Annotated in this window: 17 protein-coding genes; 13 read left to right on the top strand and 4 right to left on the bottom strand. The window is 61.9% G+C overall.

Annotated elements, in window-relative coordinates:
• Position 1 precedes the first annotated feature (1 nt).
• The gene (polA, locus tag J5274_RS04200) at positions 2-2,995 is read right to left on the bottom strand and encodes a DNA polymerase I (protein ID WP_219274934.1); all 2,994 of its coding nucleotides are present in this window, start codon (positions 2,993-2,995) and stop codon (positions 2-4) included.
• Positions 2,996-3,394: 399 nt separating this feature from the next.
• On the opposite strand from polA, the gene J5274_RS04195 reads away from it, so the two are divergent.
• The 9 genes from J5274_RS04195 (at position 3,395) to J5274_RS04155 (ending at position 12,984) form a co-directional block, all read left to right on the top strand.
• Positions 3,395-3,826 (top strand): MarR family winged helix-turn-helix transcriptional regulator, encoded by a 432-nt coding sequence (locus J5274_RS04195; protein ID WP_142830060.1) that lies wholly within the window; start codon positions 3,395-3,397, stop codon positions 3,824-3,826.
• Positions 3,827-3,945: 119 nt separating this feature from the next.
• Positions 3,946-5,334 carry a M20/M25/M40 family metallo-hydrolase gene (locus J5274_RS04190; protein ID WP_142830058.1) on the top strand — a complete coding sequence of 463 codons (1,389 nt, stop codon included), beginning with the start codon at positions 3,946-3,948 and terminating at the stop codon, positions 5,332-5,334.
• A 159-nt stretch (positions 5,335-5,493) separates the two neighbouring features.
• A complete protein-coding gene (locus J5274_RS04185; protein WP_202617172.1) occupies positions 5,494-6,561 on the top strand; it encodes a LacI family DNA-binding transcriptional regulator in 1,068 nt (355 codons plus the stop codon).
• Complete coding sequence (locus J5274_RS04180; protein ID WP_142830054.1) at positions 6,558-7,580, top strand: ABC transporter substrate-binding protein; 1,023 nt, start codon at positions 6,558-6,560, stop codon at positions 7,578-7,580. Before J5274_RS04185 ends, J5274_RS04180 begins: the two co-directional genes overlap by 4 nt.
• A 74-nt stretch (positions 7,581-7,654) precedes the next feature.
• Positions 7,655-8,485 carry an ABC transporter permease gene (locus J5274_RS04175; RefSeq protein WP_142830052.1) on the top strand — a complete coding sequence of 277 codons (831 nt, stop codon included), beginning with the start codon at positions 7,655-7,657 and terminating at the stop codon, positions 8,483-8,485.
• Positions 8,482-9,261, top strand: a complete 780-nt coding sequence (locus J5274_RS04170; protein WP_219274763.1) for an ABC transporter permease — start codon at positions 8,482-8,484, stop codon at positions 9,259-9,261. The genes J5274_RS04175 and J5274_RS04170 overlap by 4 nt, the downstream gene beginning before the upstream one ends.
• The gene (locus J5274_RS04165; protein ID WP_142830049.1) at positions 9,254-10,282 is read left to right on the top strand and encodes an ABC transporter ATP-binding protein; all 1,029 of its coding nucleotides are present in this window, start codon (positions 9,254-9,256) and stop codon (positions 10,280-10,282) included. The genes J5274_RS04170 and J5274_RS04165 overlap by 8 nt, the downstream gene beginning before the upstream one ends.
• Before the next feature lie 3 nt (positions 10,283-10,285).
• Positions 10,286-11,209, top strand: a complete 924-nt coding sequence (locus J5274_RS04160; RefSeq protein WP_219274762.1) for a nucleoside hydrolase — start codon at positions 10,286-10,288, stop codon at positions 11,207-11,209.
• The gene (locus J5274_RS04155) at positions 11,206-12,984 is read left to right on the top strand and encodes an adenine deaminase (RefSeq protein WP_142830045.1); all 1,779 of its coding nucleotides are present in this window, start codon (positions 11,206-11,208) and stop codon (positions 12,982-12,984) included. Before J5274_RS04160 ends, J5274_RS04155 begins: the two co-directional genes overlap by 4 nt.
• Positions 12,985-13,013: 29 nt before the next feature.
• Here the strand turns inward: J5274_RS04155 and J5274_RS04150 are convergent, their stop codons facing one another.
• The 3 genes from J5274_RS04150 to J5274_RS04140 form a co-directional block, all read right to left on the bottom strand.
• Positions 13,014-14,069 (bottom strand): ABC transporter ATP-binding protein, encoded by a 1,056-nt coding sequence (locus J5274_RS04150; protein ID WP_142830043.1) that lies wholly within the window; start codon positions 14,067-14,069, stop codon positions 13,014-13,016.
• Complete coding sequence (locus J5274_RS04145; protein ID WP_142830041.1) at positions 14,066-15,664, bottom strand: iron ABC transporter permease; 1,599 nt, start codon at positions 15,662-15,664, stop codon at positions 14,066-14,068. Before J5274_RS04145 ends, J5274_RS04150 begins: the two co-directional genes overlap by 4 nt.
• A gap of 118 nt (positions 15,665-15,782) precedes the next feature.
• Positions 15,783-16,802, bottom strand: a complete 1,020-nt coding sequence (locus J5274_RS04140; protein WP_142830039.1) for an iron ABC transporter substrate-binding protein — start codon at positions 16,800-16,802, stop codon at positions 15,783-15,785.
• A gap of 231 nt (positions 16,803-17,033) precedes the next feature.
• On the opposite strand from J5274_RS04140, the gene J5274_RS04135 reads away from it, so the two are divergent.
• Genes J5274_RS04135 through J5274_RS04120 form a run of 4 tightly spaced genes read left to right on the top strand, consistent with a single transcriptional unit; the run spans position 17,034 to position 20,626 of the window.
• Positions 17,034-17,489 carry a MarR family winged helix-turn-helix transcriptional regulator gene (locus J5274_RS04135; protein WP_202617167.1) on the top strand — a complete coding sequence of 152 codons (456 nt, stop codon included), beginning with the start codon at positions 17,034-17,036 and terminating at the stop codon, positions 17,487-17,489.
• Positions 17,479-19,560, top strand: coding sequence for an FUSC family protein (locus J5274_RS04130; protein ID WP_142830035.1), 2,082 nt, complete (start codon positions 17,479-17,481; stop codon positions 19,558-19,560). The genes J5274_RS04135 and J5274_RS04130 overlap by 11 nt, the downstream gene beginning before the upstream one ends.
• A complete protein-coding gene (locus tag J5274_RS04125) occupies positions 19,557-19,766 on the top strand; it encodes a DUF1656 domain-containing protein (RefSeq protein ID WP_142830033.1) in 210 nt (69 codons plus the stop codon). Before J5274_RS04130 ends, J5274_RS04125 begins: the two co-directional genes overlap by 4 nt.
• Positions 19,763-20,626, top strand: a complete 864-nt coding sequence (locus tag J5274_RS04120; protein WP_142830032.1) for an HlyD family secretion protein — start codon at positions 19,763-19,765, stop codon at positions 20,624-20,626. The genes J5274_RS04125 and J5274_RS04120 overlap by 4 nt, the downstream gene beginning before the upstream one ends.

Below are 20,626 nucleotides of genomic sequence, written 5' to 3'. Positions count from 1 at the left end.
GCTAGTGGGCTTCGTCCCAGTTGTCGGCAGCACGCGCATCGACCTTAAGCGGCACGCTCATCTCGACGGCCGGCATGGCAGCATTTTCCATGACGGAGACGATGACCGGCTGGGTCCGCTCGACATCGCCATCCTCCACTTCGAAAATCAATTCGTCATGGACCTGCAGCAGCATGCGGACGCGCTCGCCGAGCCCGGCTTCAGCCAATGCCGGCTCGATCTGGATCATCGCACGCCTGATAACGTCTGCGGCCGAGCCCTGGATCGGTGCGTTGATGGCGGCGCGTTCGTTGAAAGCGCGCATCGAAGGATTGGACGAGCGAATTTCCGGATAATGGATGAGGCGGCCGAAGATGGTCTCGACATAGCCCTTGTCACGGGCATAGGCCTTGGTGGCCTCCATATAGTCCTTGATGCCGGGGAAGCGCTCGAAGTAGCGCTTGATGTATTCACCGGCCTCGGAGCGCTCGATTGAAAGCTGGTTGGCAAGGCCGAAGGCTGAGATGCCGTAAATGATGCCGAAGTTGATCGCCTTGGCGCGACGGCGCACGTCCGACGGCATGCCCTCGACCGGCACACCGAACATCTCGGAGGCCGTCATCGCATGGATGTCCACGCCGTCGGAAAACGCCTGGGTCAGTTGCGGAATGTTGGCGACATGGGCCAACACGCGCAGCTCGATCTGGCTGTAATCGGCCGACAGCAGCTTGTGGCCGGGTGTCGAAACGAAAGCCGTGCGGATCTTGCGGCCTTCGACGGTGCGCACCGGAATATTTTGCAGGTTCGGCTCGGACGAGGATAGCCGGCCGGTGGTGGTCGCGGCCAGCGAGTAGGATGTGTGGACGCGTTTGGTCAGGGGGTGGATGTAGCCTGGCAGCGCGTCGGTGTAGGTCGACTTCAGCTTGGTCAACTGGCGCCAGTCGACAATCTTGCGCGGCAGCGGCAGGCCCTCGGCGGCCAGATCCTCGAGCACGCTTGCCGAGGTGGACCACTGTCCGGTCTTGGTCTTGCCGCCACCGGCAAGGCCCATCTTCCCGAACAGGATATCGCCGAGCTGCTTGGGCGAGCCGATGTTGAAGCGCTCGCCGGCCAGTTCATAGATCTCGTCCTCGAAGGCTGCCGCCTTCTGGGCAAGTTCGCCGGAGAGCCGTGACAGGATCTGGCGATCGACGGTGATGCCGCGCTCTTCCATGCGGGCGAGCACCGGCACGAGCGGCCGCTCCAGGCGCTCATAGACCGAGGTCAGTTTCTGCGCGGCGAGGCGCGGCTTCAGCACCATCCACAGCCGCAGCGTCACATCGGCATCCTCGGCGGCATAGGCCGTGGCCTTGTCGATGGCGACACGGTCGAAGGTGACGAGCGACTTGCCGCTGCCGGCGACATCCTTGAAGGCGATGGGCTTGTGCCCGAGCCAGCGCTCGGACAGCGTGTCCATGCCATGGGTCGTGGCACCGGCATCGAGCACGTAGGACATCAGCATGGTGTCGTCAAACCCCCGGGTGATGATGCCATAGCGCTTCATCAGCAGGTAATCGTATTTGAGGTTCTGGGCTACCTTGAGGACGGACGGGTCCTCCAGCAGTCCCTTCAGCAGGGCCAGTGCATCGTCCATGGGTATCTGGTCCGGCGCCAGCTTGACGCCGTCGCTGAACAGATCCTCGCTGCCGGTCTTGTGGGCAAGCGGCACATACGCGGCGTGGATGGTGAGGCCCGACGCATCGGCGGGATCGGCGTAGGCAAGCGAGAAACCGACCAGATCCGCCTGCATGACATCGATCGAGGTGGTCTCGGTATCGAAGGCGACCAGGCCGGTTTCGCGACAGGCGGCAATCCAGTTCGAGAGCGTTGGGAGGTCTCGGATGGTGACATAGGCAGAGGCATCGAGTTTGGCGGCGGCGAAACTTTCTGCCCGGCTCCTGGCAAGATCGGTAGGCGTTGCACCCCGATGCGGCGCCTCGACTGCCAGCGGGTCGGTGGGCGACGACTTGATCGTCTCTTCGGAGCGCTCCCCCTCGGTGGCGGAGGCGAGCGTGTCCATGTCGGGGCCGTGAGCCTCGGCAACCAGCTCGACCGCGACGACCGCCGCCTCGATGCCTGCAGCATTCGCGCCGGTCGCATCGGCGACGCGGCGGGTCAGCGAGGTGAATTCCATGGCCTTCAGGAAGGCGATGAGTTTCGGGCCATCCTGCGGCTCGAGTGTCAGATCCTCGAGGGGTACGTCGAGCGGTACGTCGGTGCGCAGTTCGACCAGCTGGCGCGACAGCCGTGCGAGATCGGCATTGGCAATGATACTTTCGCGGCGTTTCTGCTGCTTGATCTCGCCGGCCCGCGACAGCAGCGTTTCGAGATCGCCGAATTCTTCCAGAAGCTGGGCTGCGGTCTTCGGACCGATCCCCGGAATGCCCGGCACGTTGTCGGTGGAATCACCGGTCAGCGCCTGCAGGTCGATCATCTTTTCAGGCGCGACGCCCCATTTCTCGACGACATCGGGAATGCCGATCTGCTTGTCCTTCATGGCATCGTACATATGCACATTGGGCGTCACCAACTGCATCAGGTCCTTGTCGGACGAGATGATGGTGACATCGGCGCCGGTGGCCTCTGCCAGCCGCGCATAGGTGGCGATGATGTCGTCGGCCTCGAAACCTTCAGTTTCGATGCACGGAAGATTAAAGGCGCGGGTCGCCTCGCGGATCAGACCGAACTGCGGCACCAGGTCCTCGGGCGGTGCCGAGCGGTTGGCTTTGTAGAGATGGTATAGATCGTTGCGGAACGTCTTTGAGGAATAGTCGAAGATGACGGCAAAATGGGTGGGCGTCACCCCGACATCGGTGTTGCGCGCGTCACGCAGCAACTTCCACAGCATGTTGCAAAATCCCGACACGGCATTCACCGGCAAACCATCGGATTTGCGGTTGAGCGGCGGAATGGCGTGGAAGGCGCGGAAAATGAAGCCCGAGCCATCGACGAGGAAGAGATGATCACCATTTTTCATGCCGGAATGGATAGCCTGCGGCATGCCCGAGGTCCAGACCGCGTTGCCTGCTTTTCGCTGAGGGATGCAGTGCCCGGCGTCACCGAAACGTTACCGATTTGTAACGGCGCCGACGAAACGGTTCCCTTGAAAAGCCGTATTTGAATTAGCATTTCTCCCTCGCCGGCGCTTAACAAACGTCGCGGGTCTGGTCGCTGGCATGTCCCCTGCCGCATCAGACTTGGACAAAGGCCTTCCCCCCTCTCCGGGCCTTTGTCCCTATTTTTAGCCGCCATGGTTTCCCTCCAGGCCATGGCGGCTTTTTCCATCGAAGCAGACAGTGCAACAACCCGCTCGGCTAAGACCCTCGCCGGCGATTTACGCGTTGTTTCGGCTTGAAATTGCGCATAAGCACACGTCATGGGATATAGTCGGACAGACTCCGCAGCCTACCTTGCGAGCCAGCTTGCGAAGGGTTTCAGTCGCTCCTTGCAACAGCGGGCGGCAGGAATCGGCTTTTCTCCCGGACAGTTTCCAATCCTGGTCGAATTGTGGGCCGAGGATGGCCTGACGCAGAAGCAACTGCTGGAGCGCGTCGACATCGAACAGGCCACCATGGCAAACACGCTTTCGCGCATGGAGCGCGATCAACTGATCGAGCGCAAGCCTCATCCTTCCGACAAGCGGGCTCAGCTCGTCTACCTGACGGAAAAGGGATCTGCCATGCAGCAAGACGCGGTCGATGCAGCCATGGCTGCAGACCAGGATCTCTTCAAAGGTTTCAGGGTCTTCGAGCGTGAGTTGCTGCTGGAATATATTCGGCGCGTCCTCGACAATGCCAAGCGCCTCTAGCGGCGATCGCAGCTCTTTGACATTTCGCTGACCGCTACGATCGAACACACAGCCGATTTCGGCTCGAAACACCCCCCGCTTTGGTCTATCGTCTCTCCAAATCGGAAGAAGGACCATCCATGACTGCCATATCCCCCATTCTCGACCGCGCCGACCAGAACCTGCCCACCAGCCTCGACAAGCTGTTCGAACTGCTCAGGATCAAGTCGATTTCGACCGATCCTGCATTCAAGCCGGAATGCCGCAAGGCGGCAGAGTGGCTTACGGCCTATCTGGTCTCTATCGGCTTCGAAGCCTCGGTTCGCGATACTCCCGGCCATCCGATGGTCGTCGCGCACCACGCAGGCGCCAGTGCCGGTGCGCCGCACCTGCTGTTCTACGGTCACTACGACGTGCAGCCAGTCGACCCGATCGAGCTCTGGGAGAACGACCCTTTCTCGCCAGCCATCAAGGAGATCGGCAATGGTCGCAAGGTCATCACCGGCCGTGGCACGTCGGACGACAAAGGCCAGCTAATGACCTTCGTTGAAGCCTGCCGGGCGTACAAGGACATCAACGGCGCGCTTCCATGCCGCATCACCATCCTATTCGAAGGCGAAGAGGAATCAGGCTCGCCATCGCTGAAACCTTTCCTCGAGGCCAATGCCGCGGAACTGACGGCAGACTACGCGCTCGTCTGTGATACCGGCATGTGGGATGCCGAAACGCCGGCAATTGCCGCCGGCCTGCGCGGATTGGTCGGCGATGAGATCGTCGTCACGGCCGCAGACCGCGATCTGCATTCCGGTATGTTCGGCGGACTTGCCGCAAATCCGATCCATATCCTCGCCGACATCGTCGCCGGCCTGCATGACGCAACCGGCAGGGTCACGCTTCCGGGCTTCTACAACGGCGTCAACGAGACGCCTGCCGATATCAAGGCAAGCTGGGAAAAGCTCGACGCCTCGGCGGAAAAGCTGCTGGGCGAAATCGGACTGTCGATCCCATCAGGCGAAAAGGGGCGCTCCGCTCTGGAACTGACCTGGGCGCGTCCGACAGCAGAGGTCAACGGCATCACCGGTGGCTATACGGGCGACGGCTTCAAGACCGTCATCGCCTCGAAGGCATCCGCCAAGATATCCTTCCGGCTGGTCGGCGACCAGAACCCGGCAGCCATCCGCGACAGTTTCCGCGCTTATGTAAAGTCGAAGATCCCGGCCGATTGCTCCGTTGAATTTCACGGTCACGGCGGGTCTCCGGGCATTCAACTATCTTATGAATCGGCGCTGCTCAACAAGGCGAAGGCAGCCCTCTCTGACGAGTGGCCGAAGCCTGCTGTCGTCATCGGCATGGGCGGCTCCATTCCCATCGTCGGCGATTTCCAGAAGATGCTCGGCATGGAGTCGTTGCTGGTCGGGTTCGGCCTGAACGACGACCGTATTCATTCGCCGAACGAGAAGTATGAGCTCGCCTCCTATCACAAGGGCATACGCTCCTGGATCCGGATCCTCGACGCCCTGGCGGCATAACAATAAAGCCGGCAAGCAGGATGCGACCACTTCGCGGCTTGCTTGCCGGCGTCACGACCATCATAAATGACTGCAGGGCCAAGATTCGATTCGACAAATCAAATCAGGTGGTATATCGATTGATTAAACGATTAACCATTTATTGTGATGTCATTGGCTATCAACCGTTCCGGACCTAATCTCAGCCGCATCGCGGCATCGCTCGGTGTTTCCGTCGCCAGCGTCTCCAATGCTCTTTCCGGCAAAGGCCGGGTGTCTGCCGAACTCGGCGACCGTATACGGGCGACCGCAGCGGCCCTCGGTTATGTGCCGAGCCAGGCAGGGCGGGCGTTGCGGACCGGCAGAAGCGCGGTGCTCGGCCTTGTCCTGCCCGATATCGCCAATCCGCTCTTCCCGCAAATCGCCCAGGCTATGGAATACGCTGCCTCGGTTGCCGGCTACGGCATGCTGATCGCCGATTCACGTGGCGATATCGGCCACCAGACCGACGCTATCAATCGTCTGCTGGAGCGCGGCGTGGATGGCATGATCATTGTCCCCCGGCGCGGCACCCGGATTGCGGACATCGGCTGTCCGGTAGCCGTCATCGATACGCCATCGACGCCGGGCAACACCGTCTCTGCTGATCACTGGCAGGGCGGAGTACAGGTGGCGCAACATCTGTATGAACTCGGGCATCGCAAGATCATATTGCTGGGTAACAACCCCGCCTCCAACGTCCAGAACGACCGCATCGGCGGCCTGAAATCGGCATTCGACGCGAGCGTCACCACGGGCGTCATGTGGATCGAAAAGATCGAAGCCGAGCATGGCGCAGGCTGCATGCTGGGGCTTGCGGAAAAAGTCAGACAAGGGTTCACCGCCTTTGCCGCCATCTCGGATCTCGCTGCGCTGCGGGCCCTGACGGAATTGCAGCAGGCAGGCATATCCGTGCCGGATAGCGTCAGCGTCACCGGCTTCGACGACCTGATCTGGTCCTCGGTTGTCACGCCCGGCATAACGACGATGCGTATGGACATGCCGGCTATCGCAAAAATTGCCGTCGGCGCGCTCGTCGACGTCATCGAAATGGGCGCCCGCGACCAATCTTTGGCAGAAGAGACCCCGCACGCCAGCCGCATCGTCACCGCGGCGGTTTCACGGGTACCGATGCGGCTTATAGCACGTCAGTCCTCCGGTCCTCCCGGACCGGCGATGCAGGAACCCGGTGGAGATCCCGTCCCATGAATTGGCTGCTGAGCACGTCCATCGCGGTTTGTTGCCTTTTTCCACTGACAGCAGGCGCTGCGGACAAGACGCTGACGATCTCCGTCTATGCGTTTGCCCAGGACGACTACAGGAAGCTGGTCTACGATCCATTCGAAGCGAAATGCGGCTGCAAGCTGGTCGTGGAGACCGGCAACAGCGTCGAGCGGCTGGCAAAAATGGAGGCGAACAAGGCCCATCCGGTGATCGACATGGCAGTCGTCTCGATGGCCGATGCGCTACAGGCGTCTCGCGCAGGTCTCACAGACAAGATCGATACGTCAAGGCTTTCCAATTTCGACAAGCTCTACGACATCGCCAAGGACCCGAACGGCGACAGTATGAGCGTCGGCTACACCTTCTACGCCACGTCCATCGCCTATCGCCCCGATAAAATGAAGATCACGTCCTGGGCCGATCTCCTGAAGCCCGAATATGTGGGCCATATTGCCTTCCCGAATGTGACGACCAACCAGGGACCGCCAGCGCTCTACATGCTGGGCGAGGCAATGGGCAAGAACACGCCGGATCTCAAAGCGCCGATTGCTGCGATCGGTGAAAATAAAGACGACATCGTTACCTTCTACGAAAAGTCCTCGCAACTGGTGCAACTTATGCAGCAGGAGGAAATCTGGGCAGCGCCGATCGGTCGCTTTTCCTGGGCCGGCTTTACCAAGCTCGATGTCCCCGTTGCCTGGGCCGACCCCAAGGAGGGCCAAACAGGTGGCATGAATGTCATGATCCTGACCAAAGGTTCGAAGAACCGGGATCTAGCGTTGCAGTTCATGGATTTCTGGCTTTCGACGGATGTGCAGACCGCGCTTGGCCAGAAGCTGGTCGACAGCCCTGCCAACAAGGAGGTCAAGCTGCCGGCTGACATCACCAGCAACCTGACCTTTGGCGAAGACACCGCCAGGAGCCTCAAGCTCATCCCCTCCGCTCTGGCGCTCGACGAGCGAGAGGCCTGGGTGAAGGAATGGAACGAGACGGTTGGCCAGTAAGCTGCCGGTGCGGAATATCCGAATCCAGCACCGCGGATATCGTTCAGACGACACTGCCTGCGGGAAAGATCTGCATGTTCCAGAATAGAACCGAGGCCCTCGCGCTGGCGCTTCCGGCAGCACTGTTTGCGGCAGTGGTTTTCCTGGTGCCGGTCATCCTGCTTTTGTCTGAGGGGTTTCACGCGCCCGATGGGGCGTGGTCGATCGGCGCCTACACGGCATTTTTCTCCGAGGCGCTCAATCGTACCGTCTTCCTGCGCACGCTACGCCTCGGGCTCGAGGTCACGGCCGTTTCTGCGGTCATCGGCTATGCCGGCGCATTTGCCATCGTCAACCTACCGCCGAAGAGCAAGGGTCGCATGGTCGGCCTTGTCGTGCTGCCATTGATGATTTCACCGGTTGCCCGCACCTATGCCTGGATCGTCATCCTCGGGCGCACCGGCATCGTCAACGAGGCGCTGATCGGGCTGCATGTGATAGACACCCCGTTCCGCATTCTCTTCAGCGAGACCGCAGTTTTTCTCGGCCTGCTGCAATTGTTCCTGCCCCTGATGATCCTGTCGCTGATCAGTGCGCTTGAAAACATGCCGAAAGATGCGATCGCCGCGGCGCGAGTGCTCGGTGCAAACTGGCTGCAGGTGTTCTGGAAAGTTATCCTGCCGCTCACCCGCGAGGGACTGGTGATCGGCGGCACGCTGGTTTTCACCGGTTCGCTGACGGCCTATATCACGCCTGCGATCCTTGGTGGCTCCAAGGTGCTGATGCTGGAAACGCTGCTCTACCAGCGGGTCACGGTTTCCAGCGATTTCGTCTCGGCGAGCGTCATCGCCTTCATCCTCATCGTCATGAGCTTCGGCGCCAATCTGCTGCTGAAGCGCGTGGCAACCGCGAGGAGCCGCATATGAGCCGCCGGCCGTTTTCACCGATTGCCCTGTCTTTGCTGCTGGTCTTCCTGATCGGGCCGTTCGTCATCATTGTTGCCGCCTCGCTTTCAGCCGGCGAGACGCTGGCTTTTCCGCCGCAGGGCCTCTCGCTGCGTTGGGTGGAAAAAGTCTTCACCGTTGACAGCTTTCGCGCCAGCTTTGCCATGTCCATGCTGCTTGCGGTCGGCGGCACCCTGTGTGCGCTGGTCCTGGGCGTGCCGGCCGCCTATGCGCTCTCCCGCTACAGGCTGCCGTTTGCCGAGACCATCCGCACGGTCGTGTCAGCGCCCATCATCGTACCAGGCATCATCGTCGGGCTCTCCATCCTACGGTATCTCGTCGTGCCCTTCGGCTTCAGCATTACCGCCGCGCTGTTCTGCGCCCATACTGCGCTGGTGTTGCCCTATGCCGTGCGCGTCGTCTCGGCCAGCCTCGACAACCTGCGCTCCGACATCGAGGAAGCCGCAGTGTTGCTCGGTTCTTCGCGGCCGGGCGCCTTCTTCCGCGTCGTGCTGCCGAATATACGCGGCGGCGTGCTGGCGGCGTTTATCCTCGGGTTTGTCACCAGCTTCAATCAGGTGCCGGTGTCGCTGTTTCTGTCGGGCCCCGGAATCCAGACCCTGCCGATCAACATGCTCGGCTACATGGAGACGACCTACGATCCCTCCGTGGCCGCCCTTTCGGCACTGCTCGCCTTCCTGTCGATCGGCATCGTCTTTCTGGCCGAACGCTTTCTAGGATTTTCCCGCTATGTCTGACGCCTCCTATCTCACCCTCAAGAAGCTGACGCTTGCCTACGGCAGCACCGTTGCCGTCAGGGATCTCGACCTGACGATCGGTCGGGGGGAACTGGTGGCGCTGCTCGGCCCGTCCGGCTGCGGCAAGACGACGACAATGCGCGCTATCGCCGGACTGCTGACGCCCTCCTCAGGCAAGATCAGCCTAGACGGTGTCGACATCACCCGTGTTTCCGCCAATAAACGGGCAGTCGGCCTGGTCTTCCAGTCCTATGCCCTCTTCCCGCATCTTTCGGTCTACGAGAACATCGCCTTCGGATTGCGCCTGAAGGGCCTGCGCGGCGGCGACCTCGATGCGCGCGTCGGCGCTGGCCTGACGTCTGTGGGCCTTGGCGATTTCTCGCGCCGGAAACCAGGAGAGCTCTCAGGCGGCCAGCAACAACGCGTAGCGCTAGCACGCTCTATGGTGATGGAGCCTAAAGTGCTGCTGCTCGACGAGCCGCTGTCCAATCTCGACGCACGTCTCAGGCTGGAAATGCGCACCGAACTGCAGCGGGTCCAGAAGAAGACCGGCGTGACGATGATTTTCGTCACCCATGACCAAGTGGAGGCACTGGCGCTGGCCGACAGGATCGTGGTCATGCGGAATGGCGCAATCGAGCAGATCGGTACGCCGGAGGAGATCTATAACCGACCAGTCTCCGCCTTCGTTGCCGACTTCGTCGGATTCGAGAACATCTTTCCCACCGAGAGCACCGGGATGAAAGCGGCCGGTGGCGCCGTGCCGCTGTCTCAACCCGTGCCACGAGGTGCTGCGGGGCTCGCCTGGCGTCCGCGTGCGGTCACGCTCGGCGTCGGTCCGTTTCGAGGCATCGTCCGGGGCACGTCCTTTGCCGGAAACACACGCGAGTACCTGCTCGACACGCCGCTCGGTCCCATCAAGGCCGAAGTCGGAGCCGCCCTGGCTGCGCAGCCGATGGGCAGCGAGCTCGCATTCGATCTGCCGGTCGATGCGGCAGCGGTGCTGGAAAGGTTCGGGTGAAACATGGGGGTCTGGATCGATACCGACATGGGCTTCGACGACATCGCCGCCATTCTGGTGGTGGCGCATTCGGGGCTTGAGATCGACGGCGTCTCGCTGGTCATGGGGAACACTCCGCTCAACCAGGTGAGAGCCAACGCAGCCAGTGCGGCGGCATTTTTCGGTTGGCGCTTTCAAATCCACAGCGGGCGGGCAATGCCGGTCCTATGCCAGCTGGAAACAGCCGAGGCGATCCTTGGCTCAAGCGGAATTCCCACGCTGGGAAGGACGCTGCCGGCAGCAGAGCGGCTGCCTCCGGGCAATGCCTTTGCCGCGCTTTGCCAATGGCTTGAGACCAACCAAGGTCCCTGCCGGACCCTGGCGCTCGGGCCTCTCACCAATATCGCGGCGCTGGCGCTGGCGCGGCCCGATCTTGCCACCCGCGTGACGGAACTGGTCTGGATGGGCGGTGGCGTCACAGCGGGCAATCATACGGCATCGGCCGAATTCAATGCCTTTGCCGATCCGGAGGCGCTCGCAATCGTCCTTGCCCACGGCCTGCCGCTGCGCATGGTCGATCTCGATATCTGCCGCAAGGTGATCGCAACCCCGGAGGACGTCGATGCCCTTCGTCTGGTAGCCAGCGAAAAAGCCACGTTGCTGGCCGATCTTCTGGGCGGCTACGTGACGATTGGAACCAGCCGCGGCCGTGCCGGCATGGCGCTCTACGATCCGACCGCTGCTGCCATCTTCGTTGAGCCAGATATCGCCGACTTTCGACCTGCCCGCATCGATGTGGAGTTGCAAGGATCCCATACGCGAGGACGGACGGTCGTGGAATCTCGCGCCTCGCGTGGCATTTTCAACGCACATTATGTGGCCGGGATCGATGCAGCCAGGGCTCGCGTCATGGTCATGCGTGCCCTCGCCGACGAGGCCAGCCGATGACCGAAACGCGCGCGCGCGATCCCGCAGACCTCAACCATCCGGCTCTCAGGGCCCGTGCCTCCTCGGCAGCGCGGGGCGATACGCCGTTTGATGTGCTGATTACCGGCGGTCGACTCGTCAACATGGTCACAGGGCAAATCGACAACTGCGATATCGGATTGACGGGGGCCCTGATTGCCAGCGTGCATCCTGCTGGCAGCAGAACCGACGCGAGCGAAATCATCGATGCGGCCGGCGCATTCCTGTCGCCGGGGCTCATCGACACGCATATGCACATCGAAAGCTCGATGATCACGCCTGCGGCCTATGCGGAATGCGTCATGCCGCGCGGCGTTACGACAATTGTCTGGGATCCGCACGAATTCGGCAATGTCCACGGGCTGGCCGCCGTGCGCTGGGCTGTGGAGGCCACGCGGCCCCTGCCTTTGCGAGTGATCACCCTTGCGCCTTCCAGCGTTCCCTCGGCACCGGGACTGGAATGCGCCGGCGCGGACTTCGACGCAGCTGTGATTGCCGAGATCCTGTCCTGGCCCGAGATCGGTGGCGTCGCCGAGGTGATGAACATGCGCGGCGTCATCGACGGCGATCCGCGCATGACCGGCATCGTCAACGCCGGTCTCGCTTCAGGCAAGATCGTTGCAGGCCACGCGCGGGGACTTGAGGGAGCCGATCTCAACGCCTTTATGGCAGCAGGCGTGACATCCGACCATGAGCTCACCTCCGGCGCCGACTTCCTCGCCAAACTCTCGGCCGGAATGACGATCGAACTGCGCGGCTCACATGATCACCTGCTGACGCAGTTCGTGAATGAAATCAATAAGCTCGGCCATATGCCCCAGACCATCACGCTATGCACCGACGATGTATTTCCCGACGAACTCCACCGGGATGGCGGTCTTGACGATGTCGTGCGGCGGCTGGTGCGCGATGGCCTACGTCCAGAGTGGGCTTTGCGCGCAGCAACCCTGAACGCCGCAATGCGCTTGAACCGGCCTGACCTCGGCCTGATTGCCGCCGGTCGACGGGCTGACATCGTGTTATTCGACGATCTCGAGGATTTCCGGGCAAGGCTTGTCCTCGCCGATGGCAAGCCCGTTGCCCGTAACGGCAAAGCGCTGTTTACAGCGGCGAGGCTCGATCCGGAGCCATTGCGCCATTCCGTCAAGCTGGAACCGCTTTCCGAAGACGATTTTCGCGTATTGGCGGACGGAGACAGAGTACGCATCGCCACCATAGACCAGCCACGATTTACGGCCTGGGGCGAGATGACTGCCGATGTTGCAGGTGGCTTCGTCGTTCCGCCGCCGGGGACGACCCTGCTCGCGATCGCGCACCGACATGGCCGCGTCGATGAACGGCCGCGAATCGGCTTTCTCACCGGTTGGGGTGAATGGCGAGGTGCTTTCTGTACGACTGTATCGCATGACAGCCACAACCTGACTGTGTTCGGTGGCAATGTGCGCGACATGACGCTGGCTGCAAATGCCGTGATCGCTGCGGGCGGCGGTATGGCGGTGGCCTCGAACGGCAGGCTCGATGCCATCTTGCCGCTACCGCTCTCCGGCCTTGTCAGCGAGGCTGGACTGGAGGATATCGCGGCGGGGTTTGGCGCCATACGCAAGGCCATGACGCGGGTTGTCGACTGGAAGCCGCCCTATCTGGTGTTCAAGGCGTGTTTCGGCGCGGCGCTCGCTTGCAACATCGGGCCGCACCAGACCGACCGTGGCATTGCCGACGTGACAACCGGCCAGCTGCTGGAAAGTCCGGTTCTCTGAGAGAGTTGTCGGCCTAACCTTTGCCATGCCTAAAGCGTGGCAAAGACATGGGCGCTACCGCGCACGGTCACCTCGACCGCGCTGCCAATGGCGGGAAGGCCTATCCCGGAGCATTTGACCATCAGTGTGGAGCCGCCGTTCTGTTCGGCGAGACGCAGGGTGACGGTGCAAAGCGCGCCGCCGAACTCGATGTCGTCCACGGTTCCCCGGCATCCCGTTCCGTCCGGCGCGCCTTCGGCAAGGGAGAGATGAAGCTGCTCGGGGCGCAGCATGATTTCAGATGGGCCACTTTGCGCTGGCGCGTCCGTTACGATCCGGCCCAGTACGCAATCCGCAAAACCCTCTCCGAGATCGGCAGGCAAAAGCAGCGCATCGCCAAGAAACGTTGCCGTCTCCCGATCGACAGGACGGAGGTAAAGCGACTGGGGCGGGCCGGCCTGGACCAGTTGTCCACCGCGTAGCACGGCGACCTGATCTGCGAAGGACAAGGCCTCGGCCTGATCGTGGGTAACGAGAATTGCGGTGATACCGGCCGTCTGCAAAACTCTCGCCACGGCCTTGCGCATGTTTTCACGCAGCCCGGTGTCGAGTGCCGAAAAGGGCTCGTCGAGCAGCATCAGCTTCGGCTTGCGGGCAAGCGCGCGGGCAAGTGCAACACGCTGCTGCTGGCCGCCGGACAGCTGATGCGGACGTCGATCGAGCATGGCATGATCGAGCTCGACCATATCCACGAGGTCGCGGATGATCTCGCTGCGGTCAGCAACACCGCGCTCGATGCCGAAGCCGATGTTTTCGGCCACGCTCAGATGGGGAAAGAGGGCGCCGTCCTGGGAGACTATGCCGATGCCCCGGCGATGCGCGGGCACGATAGAAGGTCCATCGGCCAGTGTCTCGCCCTGCAGAACGACGCGGCCATGATCCGGCTGTTCGAAGCCCGCGATGATACGCAGCAAAGTCGTCTTGCCGGAGCCGGAAGGGCCGACGATAGCGGTGCGGCTGCCGATTTCAACCTGCAGGTCGATGCTGTCGAGCGCCAGGACAGGGCCGTAGCGCTTGCTGATATCTTGGATCGTCAGGAAGGTCATTGCCCGGCCGTTCGCTTGGATTGCATGTGAAGAAGAAGGGTGAGCGGCAACGACAGGACGACCATCATCAGGGCATAAGGGGCAGCCGAGACATAGTCGATCTCGCTGGTCAGCGACCAGAATTTCGTCGCCAGCGTCACGGTGCCGTTTGGCGAGAGCATCAGCGTTGCCGTCAGCTCGTTGGTGATGCCGAGCGCGACAAGTGCAACGCTTGCCGCAGCGCCTGGCGCCGCAAGCCGCATGGTGATCTGGCGGACCGCCTGACCTGGCGTGCGGCCAAGGGCCATGGCTGCCCGCTCCAGTTCTACCGGCGCCTGGGCAATGCTGGCCCTGAGGCCGACCATGGCACGCGGCAGAAACAGCAACACGTAGGCAACCAGCAGCGTCGCAAAGGTCTGATAGAGCGGCAGGATCATTCGCACGGTGATCGAGACGAGCGCCAGCGCCACGACAACGCCCGGCAGCGAGCCCACATAATAGTGGCAGGCTTCGAGCAGCCGTTGCAGCCTGCCCGGCGCACGCACGGAGAGCCAGGCCATCGGCGCTGCAGCGACCGTTGCCAGGATGCCGCCGGCGATTGCCAGCACCATTGTCTGCGCGAAGGCCAATCCGAGCATATCCATCCGCCAGATATCGGCGCCGCCGATCACCAGCCAGCGCGCCAGCGTCACGAAGGGCACGCCCAGAGCCAGCGCTGCCGTGATGACCGGCAACAGGATGCAGGGGAGTGCGAGGCGGCCGAGACGGCGGCAATCTGCCGGACGGGCGGCACCGGAGCCGACACGGGCGTAGCGTTCATTGCCGCGGATCAGCGCATCGAGGCCAAGCATCAGCAGGCAGCACAGCACCAGAACGCCGCCGAGCATATTGGCGGCCGGGCTGTTGTAGGCAGACTGAAACTGGTCGACGATGGCGGTCGCGAACGTATCGAAGCGGATCATGATGAACAGGCCGTATTCGGCCAGGAGATGGAGGCCGATCAATAGCGAACCCCCGCAAATCGCCAGTCGCAGCTGCGGCAGTACGGCGCGGAAAAAGACACGCCAGGGGCCCAGCCCGAGAGAGGCGGCCGCATCTTCGATGGCCGGATCGAGACGGCGCAAGGCAGCTGCGACCGGGAGGTAGAGAAATGGATAGTAGGCGAGAACCGAAACGAGCACGCCGCTCGACAGGCCACGCATGCCCGGAACCAGGCTGACCCAGGCGTAGCTGTGAACGAAGGCAGGAACTGCGAGGGGTGCCGCCGAGAGCCACGACCATATCCGCGCGCCGAAAATGTCGGTGCGTTCGGTAAGCCAGGCGAGCGTAACCGCAAGGATGATGCAGAGCGGCAGCGTGCAGACTTCGAGCAGCACAGTGTTGATCAGCAGCTCGCCGACGCGATTTCGAAAGACCAGCGCGATCACCTGCTGCCAGCCGGTCTGGATAGTAATCCAGACTATGAAGCCAAGCGGCAGTAGGCTGAGCAACGACACGAGGGCAGCAACAACGAAAACCGGCACGTTCGGCACGCGGCCACGAGATGCCGCCGGCCTTGTCAGGCGCAGGGCATCGGCCGGATAGCCGGGTGCGGCTTGGCTGTTTTTTTGCAGCATGACGGCTGCCCTCATTTCTGAATACAGCACGGCAACCGCCAGTGGGCGATTGCCGATGATAATGCGTGACGCTGTTGCCAAGGCCCTAGCAGGGCAGGCGAGCCTTGCGCAAGAGGTATCAGATGAGGCCGGCGGCCGTCATCAGATCGGTCACCTTCTTGCTGTTCAGCTTGGACGGCTCGATCTTGGGGGCCTGCAACTCGGCAAGCGGCACCAGCTTGGGATTGGACTGCGCACCGTTGCCAACCGCATACTCGAATGAATTGCCATCGCGCAGCACCGTCTGGCCACCCTTGCCGGTGATCCACTTGATGAAGGCCTGGGCTTCTTTCTGATGCTGGCTGGAGGCAAGCACAGCGCCGCCGGAAATGCTGACGAACGCGCCCGGATCCTGGTTCTTGAAGTAATGCAGGGCGACATTCTTGCTGTTTTCGCCGGTCTTCGCCTGATCGCCGAACCAGTAATAGTGATAGATCAGCGCGCCTTCGATCTCGCCGGCATTGACGGCTTTCATCGCAACGCTGTTACCCTTGTAGCTCGTTGCATTCTCTTTCAGCGCCTTTAGCCATTTGGCGGTCTCCGCCTCGCCCTTCAATTCCAGAAAGGCGCTGACGATTGCCTGGAAATCCGCGCCGCCCGGCGAGGCGCCCCAGCGTCCCTTCCACTTCGGATCGGCAAGATCCATCATGGATTTCGGCAGATCGGCCTCCTTCAGCTTCGTCTTGTCATAGGCAAAGACGGTGGTCCGGGCGGCAACGCCCGTCCATTTGCCGTCTGCCGCCTTGAAGGTCTCAGGAAGCTGGGCCAGCGTATCCGCGTCGATCGGGGCGAAAAGGCCGGCGGCATCGACCAGGACCATCGCCGGGGAATTTTCGGTCAGGAACACGTCGGCTGGCGATGCTGCGCCTTCCTCGATGATCTGATTGGCGAACTGCATGTCGCTGCCATTGCGGACCGTGACCTTGATGCCGGTGTCTTTGGTGAACCCTTCGGCCCATGCCTGGGTCAGTGTCTCATGCTGGGCATTGTAGACGACGATGCCATCATCCTGCGCGTGCGCCAGGGAAACAGCCAACGGGCCTGCTGCGGTAGCGCAGGCAAGTGTCAGGCCGGCAAAAAATGAACGGGAAAACTTCATGGCATCCTCGATTTGGGTGGGCGGACAGATTTCTCCTCAGCCCTATATTTAACATGAGTAGTCATTTCAAGTTTAGACGATGCGGGCAGGGTCACAAAATATTGAAAATGGCATCCGAATGCTGCTTTGGGCCCCGATCTTGAGATCTTCCGGACTTGCAGCCTTCTTCCCTGCCCAAAATCCGATTGCACTCAAATCAGTTGAATGCTATCGATAAGCATGAAAACTAATTTGAAGAGTTTATGGGCCGAGTTCGCCCCGCTTCTGCTCGTCTCCGGGCGCGGCTGGCGGCGGGCTCTCAACATCATGCTCGTGGAACACAATCTGTCGGACGCGACTGCCGCACCGCTGATCACCCTTCTTCGATTGGGCGACCGCATTCCCCAGGGCGTACTGGCCGACAGGGTTGGAATAGAAGGCCCGACGCTGGTGCGCGTGCTCGACGGACTGGAAAGCGACGGCCTGATCTGCCGCGTGCCCGACGATACGGACCGTCGCATCAAGCTGGTTGAACTGACACCAGCCGGAAAAATCGTCGCCGAACGCTGTGAGAAATGCGCCGCAAAGCTGCGTGAGACGATGCTCGGCGACATTCCACCAGAGCAGATGCTGGCGGCGCTCGACGTCCTCAGGATCATTTCCACAAAGGCTTCTTCCTTTACCGGGGCATCCGACGATGACCAGTAAAGCAAGCCGTTTTCCGGAGCTGGGCGACGTCGTCTTTTCGCTGAAGACCTTTATCGCGGCGATGCTGGCGCTCGCGATTGCCCTCTGTTTCGACCTTCAGAATCCCTACTGGGCTGTGGGCACTGTCTATATCGTTTCGCATCCCCTGTCGGGTGCAAGCACGTCGAAGGCCGTCTATCGCTTGCTCGGAACGGCGATCGGCGGCACCATGACCGTCATCCTGCTTCCCAATCTGGTCAATTCACCCGAAGTCCTGACGCTCGCCATCTCCTTGTGGATGGGGCTCTGTCTCGCCGTAGCGCTGCTCGACCGGACACCGCGCAGCTATGTCTTCATGCTTGCCGGCTATACGACGGCGCTGACGGCATTTCCGATCGTTGCAACGCCGGAGATTGCCTTCACCTATGCGGCGGCCCGGGTCATCGAGATTGCAGTGGCTATCGTCTGCGCGGCGGTTGTCAGCCGCGTGTTTTTGCCCCGCCACGCCGGCCCGGTCCTTGCCACGCGCATCGACGCCTGGCTGAAGGACGGTGCGGCCCTTGCCCTCGGCACACTCCGTGGCCGCTACAGCGATCCCGCCAACACAGCGCTGGTCGGACGCCTTTCAGCCGATGCCGTCGATCTGCATGCGTTCACGACCCATGTTTCCTACGACACCTCCAGCCATCGAGACATGGTGGACTGCGCTCGCGCGCTGCAACGCCGCATGATCGTGCTGCTCCCAGTGACCTCCGGTCTTGCAGACGTGCTCGCTACCCTGTCGCGTGTGACCACATATACGCCGGCCATGACCCGGCTGATCGATGCTGTGTCCGACTGGCTCGAGAGCGGCCAGCCACTCTCGCCCGACCAGCGGCAGACTTTTCTAACGCTGATGGAGGAGGCGGAAAACGACACTGACGGCCGGCCGCCCTGGGCGCAACTGCTGGTCCAGAATGTCGTCGCGCGCATGCGGGATCTCATCCAGATCTGGAGCGACTGCATCGACCTCAAGTCGGACATCGCCTCGGGATCGCGGCACGCCTTGAGATGGAACCGCTTCGGCGCGTCGCTCGATACACAGCCGATGCACAAGGACTACGGCATGGCGATCTATTCGGCACTCGTGGCGATGCTTTCGACCTGCATTGCGACCGCCGCCTGGATCCTCACAGGCTGGCCGCAGGGAAGTACGGCGGCGATGATGGCCGGCGTCATCTGCTGCCTGTTTGCCGCCATGGACGATCCGACACCGGCAATCCGGGGCTTCATCACGGCGAGCCTTGCCGCCGTCGTGGCAGCCTTCGTCCTCGAGTTCGGCATATTCCCGATGGTCTACAGCTACTGGGCGCTCTCGGCCGCGCTCGGCCTCTTCCTCATTCCTGCCGGTGTCCTGATGGCGAAGCCGAAGACAATGCTTCTCGGCCTCGGCTTCGGCGTCAACCTGCCGAACATGCTGTCGCTGCAGGGACGACTGAGCCTCGACCTGCAGACATTTCTCAACTCGAACACGGCTTTGATTATAGGCCTCGTCATTGCCTGCTGCACGACAGCACTGGTGCGCAGCGTTGGGGCGGAGTGGAGCGCCCGCCGCCTTCTCCAAGCCGGCTGGGCGGACATAGCCGCTGCGACACGGCGGCAAAAGGACGGTGACGTCACTGGGCTCCTGCATCGCATGGTCGATCGCCTCGGCCTTGCAGCGCCACGTCTTGCCTCCTTGCCGGCAAGCGCCGCATTGACGCCGAACGATGTTCTGAAGGATCTGCGCAACGGCCTGAATACGGTCGACCTGCAACGGCTCAAGTCGTCGCTGTCGGCAACCGACAGCGCGGCCGTGGATGCTGTCCTCGTCTCGGTGGCGGACCACTACCGGGCGAAGCGAGATGCAGCGGACGATCCATCCGGCAACCTTCTGGCAACGCTTGATCGCTCGCTCGCCATCCTCGGAGCAGACGCGATATCGACGGAAGCCGCCGGCGCCCGGCGTGCGATGACCGGGCTGCGCTACAACCTCTTTCCCGACGCACCGATCTTTGCGGCCAACGAAAACCGGGCCGCCCCGGATATGACCGCCGCGGAGAAAGCGGCATGAGACCGGAGGTCGACATTTACGGGGTCTATATCCCGACGCTGGGCGCGATGGCCGTCATCGCCTTCTTTATCAACGCAATCCTCAGGCAGGCGCTGGCAGCAACCGGCTTCTATCGCCTCGTCTGGCATCGGCCGCTGTTCGATACCGCCCTTTATTTCTGCCTGCTCGGCGCCCTCGTGCTGACAATCAATCGGATACCCCTATGAAGTTCCTGGCATTTTCAGGTCGTTTCCTGTTCACCGCCGTTGTCGTCGTCCTGGCTGGCGTCCTTGGGTGGCACCTCTGGGATTATTACATGAACGCGCCCTGGACACGGGATGGCAAGGTACGCGCCGACGTCGTGCGGGTGGCTGCCGATGTCTCGGGCTTCGTGACCGAGGTCGACGTCAAGGACAACCAGAGCATCAAGAAGGGCGATGTTATCTTCCGCATCGACCAGGCGCGCTTCTCGCTTGCCCTGCGGCAGGCCGAAGCGCAAATCACCAGTGCTCAGGCGGCGCTCGGCATGGCCAAGAGCGACCTCGAACTCTACCAGCGCCTTGGCGACGGGTCGGTAACGCGCCAGAAGATCCAACAGACGCAGGCCACCGTCGCACAGGATCAGGCGGCACTGGAGGAAGCGGTGGTCAGCCGCGACACCGCACAGCTGAATATCGACCGCTCGACCGTCCGGGCACCGGTCAACGGGATTCTCAGCAACTTCTCGCTCCAGCCTGGCAACTATGTGACCGCCGGGAGTGCCGTCACCGCGCTGATCGACGCAGATTCCTATTACATCGATGGCTATTTCGAGGAAAACAAGCTGGATCGGATCAAGGTCGGCGATGGCGCCGTCGTGCATCTGATGGGAACGAAGGACGCCCTAAAGGGCCGCGTTGTCGGCATCGCGGGCGGCATCGAGGACCGGGAGCGCACGGAAACGAGCAGCCTGCTGGCCAACGTCACGCCGACCTTCACCTGGGTTCGCCTCGCCCAGCGCGTGCCGGTGCGCGTCGCCCTCTCGGACGTGCCTGCAGGCACTGCGCTGGTGGCGGGCCGGACTGCCAGCGTGACGATCACACCCTAA

It is taken from the genome of Rhizobium sp. L51/94, from assembly GCF_019355555.1.
In the GTDB taxonomy this organism is placed as follows: domain Bacteria; phylum Pseudomonadota; class Alphaproteobacteria; order Rhizobiales; family Rhizobiaceae; genus Rhizobium; species Rhizobium rhododendri.
Note: the sequence above shows the minus strand (reverse complement) of the source record. Positions and strands in the feature narration are given on the sequence as shown.

Coding starts and splice junctions, on each gene's coding strand:
- J5274_RS04165 (WP_142830049.1), top strand. CDS start 9,254: ATGTCTGACGCCTCCTATCTCACCCTCAAGAAGCTGACGCTTGCCTAC.
- J5274_RS04145 (WP_142830041.1), bottom strand. CDS start 15,664: ATGCTGCAAAAAAACAGCCAAGCCGCACCCGGCTATCCGGCCGATGCC.
- J5274_RS04160 (WP_219274762.1), top strand. CDS start 10,286: ATGGGGGTCTGGATCGATACCGACATGGGCTTCGACGACATCGCCGCC.
- J5274_RS04125 (WP_142830033.1), top strand. CDS start 19,557: ATGAGACCGGAGGTCGACATTTACGGGGTCTATATCCCGACGCTGGGC.
- J5274_RS04120 (WP_142830032.1), top strand. CDS start 19,763: ATGAAGTTCCTGGCATTTTCAGGTCGTTTCCTGTTCACCGCCGTTGTC.
- J5274_RS04180 (WP_142830054.1), top strand. CDS start 6,558: ATGAATTGGCTGCTGAGCACGTCCATCGCGGTTTGTTGCCTTTTTCCA.
- J5274_RS04195 (WP_142830060.1), top strand. CDS start 3,395: ATGGGATATAGTCGGACAGACTCCGCAGCCTACCTTGCGAGCCAGCTT.
- J5274_RS04175 (WP_142830052.1), top strand. CDS start 7,655: ATGTTCCAGAATAGAACCGAGGCCCTCGCGCTGGCGCTTCCGGCAGCA.
- polA (WP_219274934.1), bottom strand. CDS start 2,995: ATGAAAAATGGTGATCATCTCTTCCTCGTCGATGGCTCGGGCTTCATT.
- J5274_RS04170 (WP_219274763.1), top strand. CDS start 8,482: ATGAGCCGCCGGCCGTTTTCACCGATTGCCCTGTCTTTGCTGCTGGTC.
- J5274_RS04150 (WP_142830043.1), bottom strand. CDS start 14,069: ATGACCTTCCTGACGATCCAAGATATCAGCAAGCGCTACGGCCCTGTC.
- J5274_RS04140 (WP_142830039.1), bottom strand. CDS start 16,802: ATGAAGTTTTCCCGTTCATTTTTTGCCGGCCTGACACTTGCCTGCGCT.
- J5274_RS04155 (WP_142830045.1), top strand. CDS start 11,206: ATGACCGAAACGCGCGCGCGCGATCCCGCAGACCTCAACCATCCGGCT.
- J5274_RS04190 (WP_142830058.1), top strand. CDS start 3,946: ATGACTGCCATATCCCCCATTCTCGACCGCGCCGACCAGAACCTGCCC.
- J5274_RS04130 (WP_142830035.1), top strand. CDS start 17,479: ATGACCAGTAAAGCAAGCCGTTTTCCGGAGCTGGGCGACGTCGTCTTT.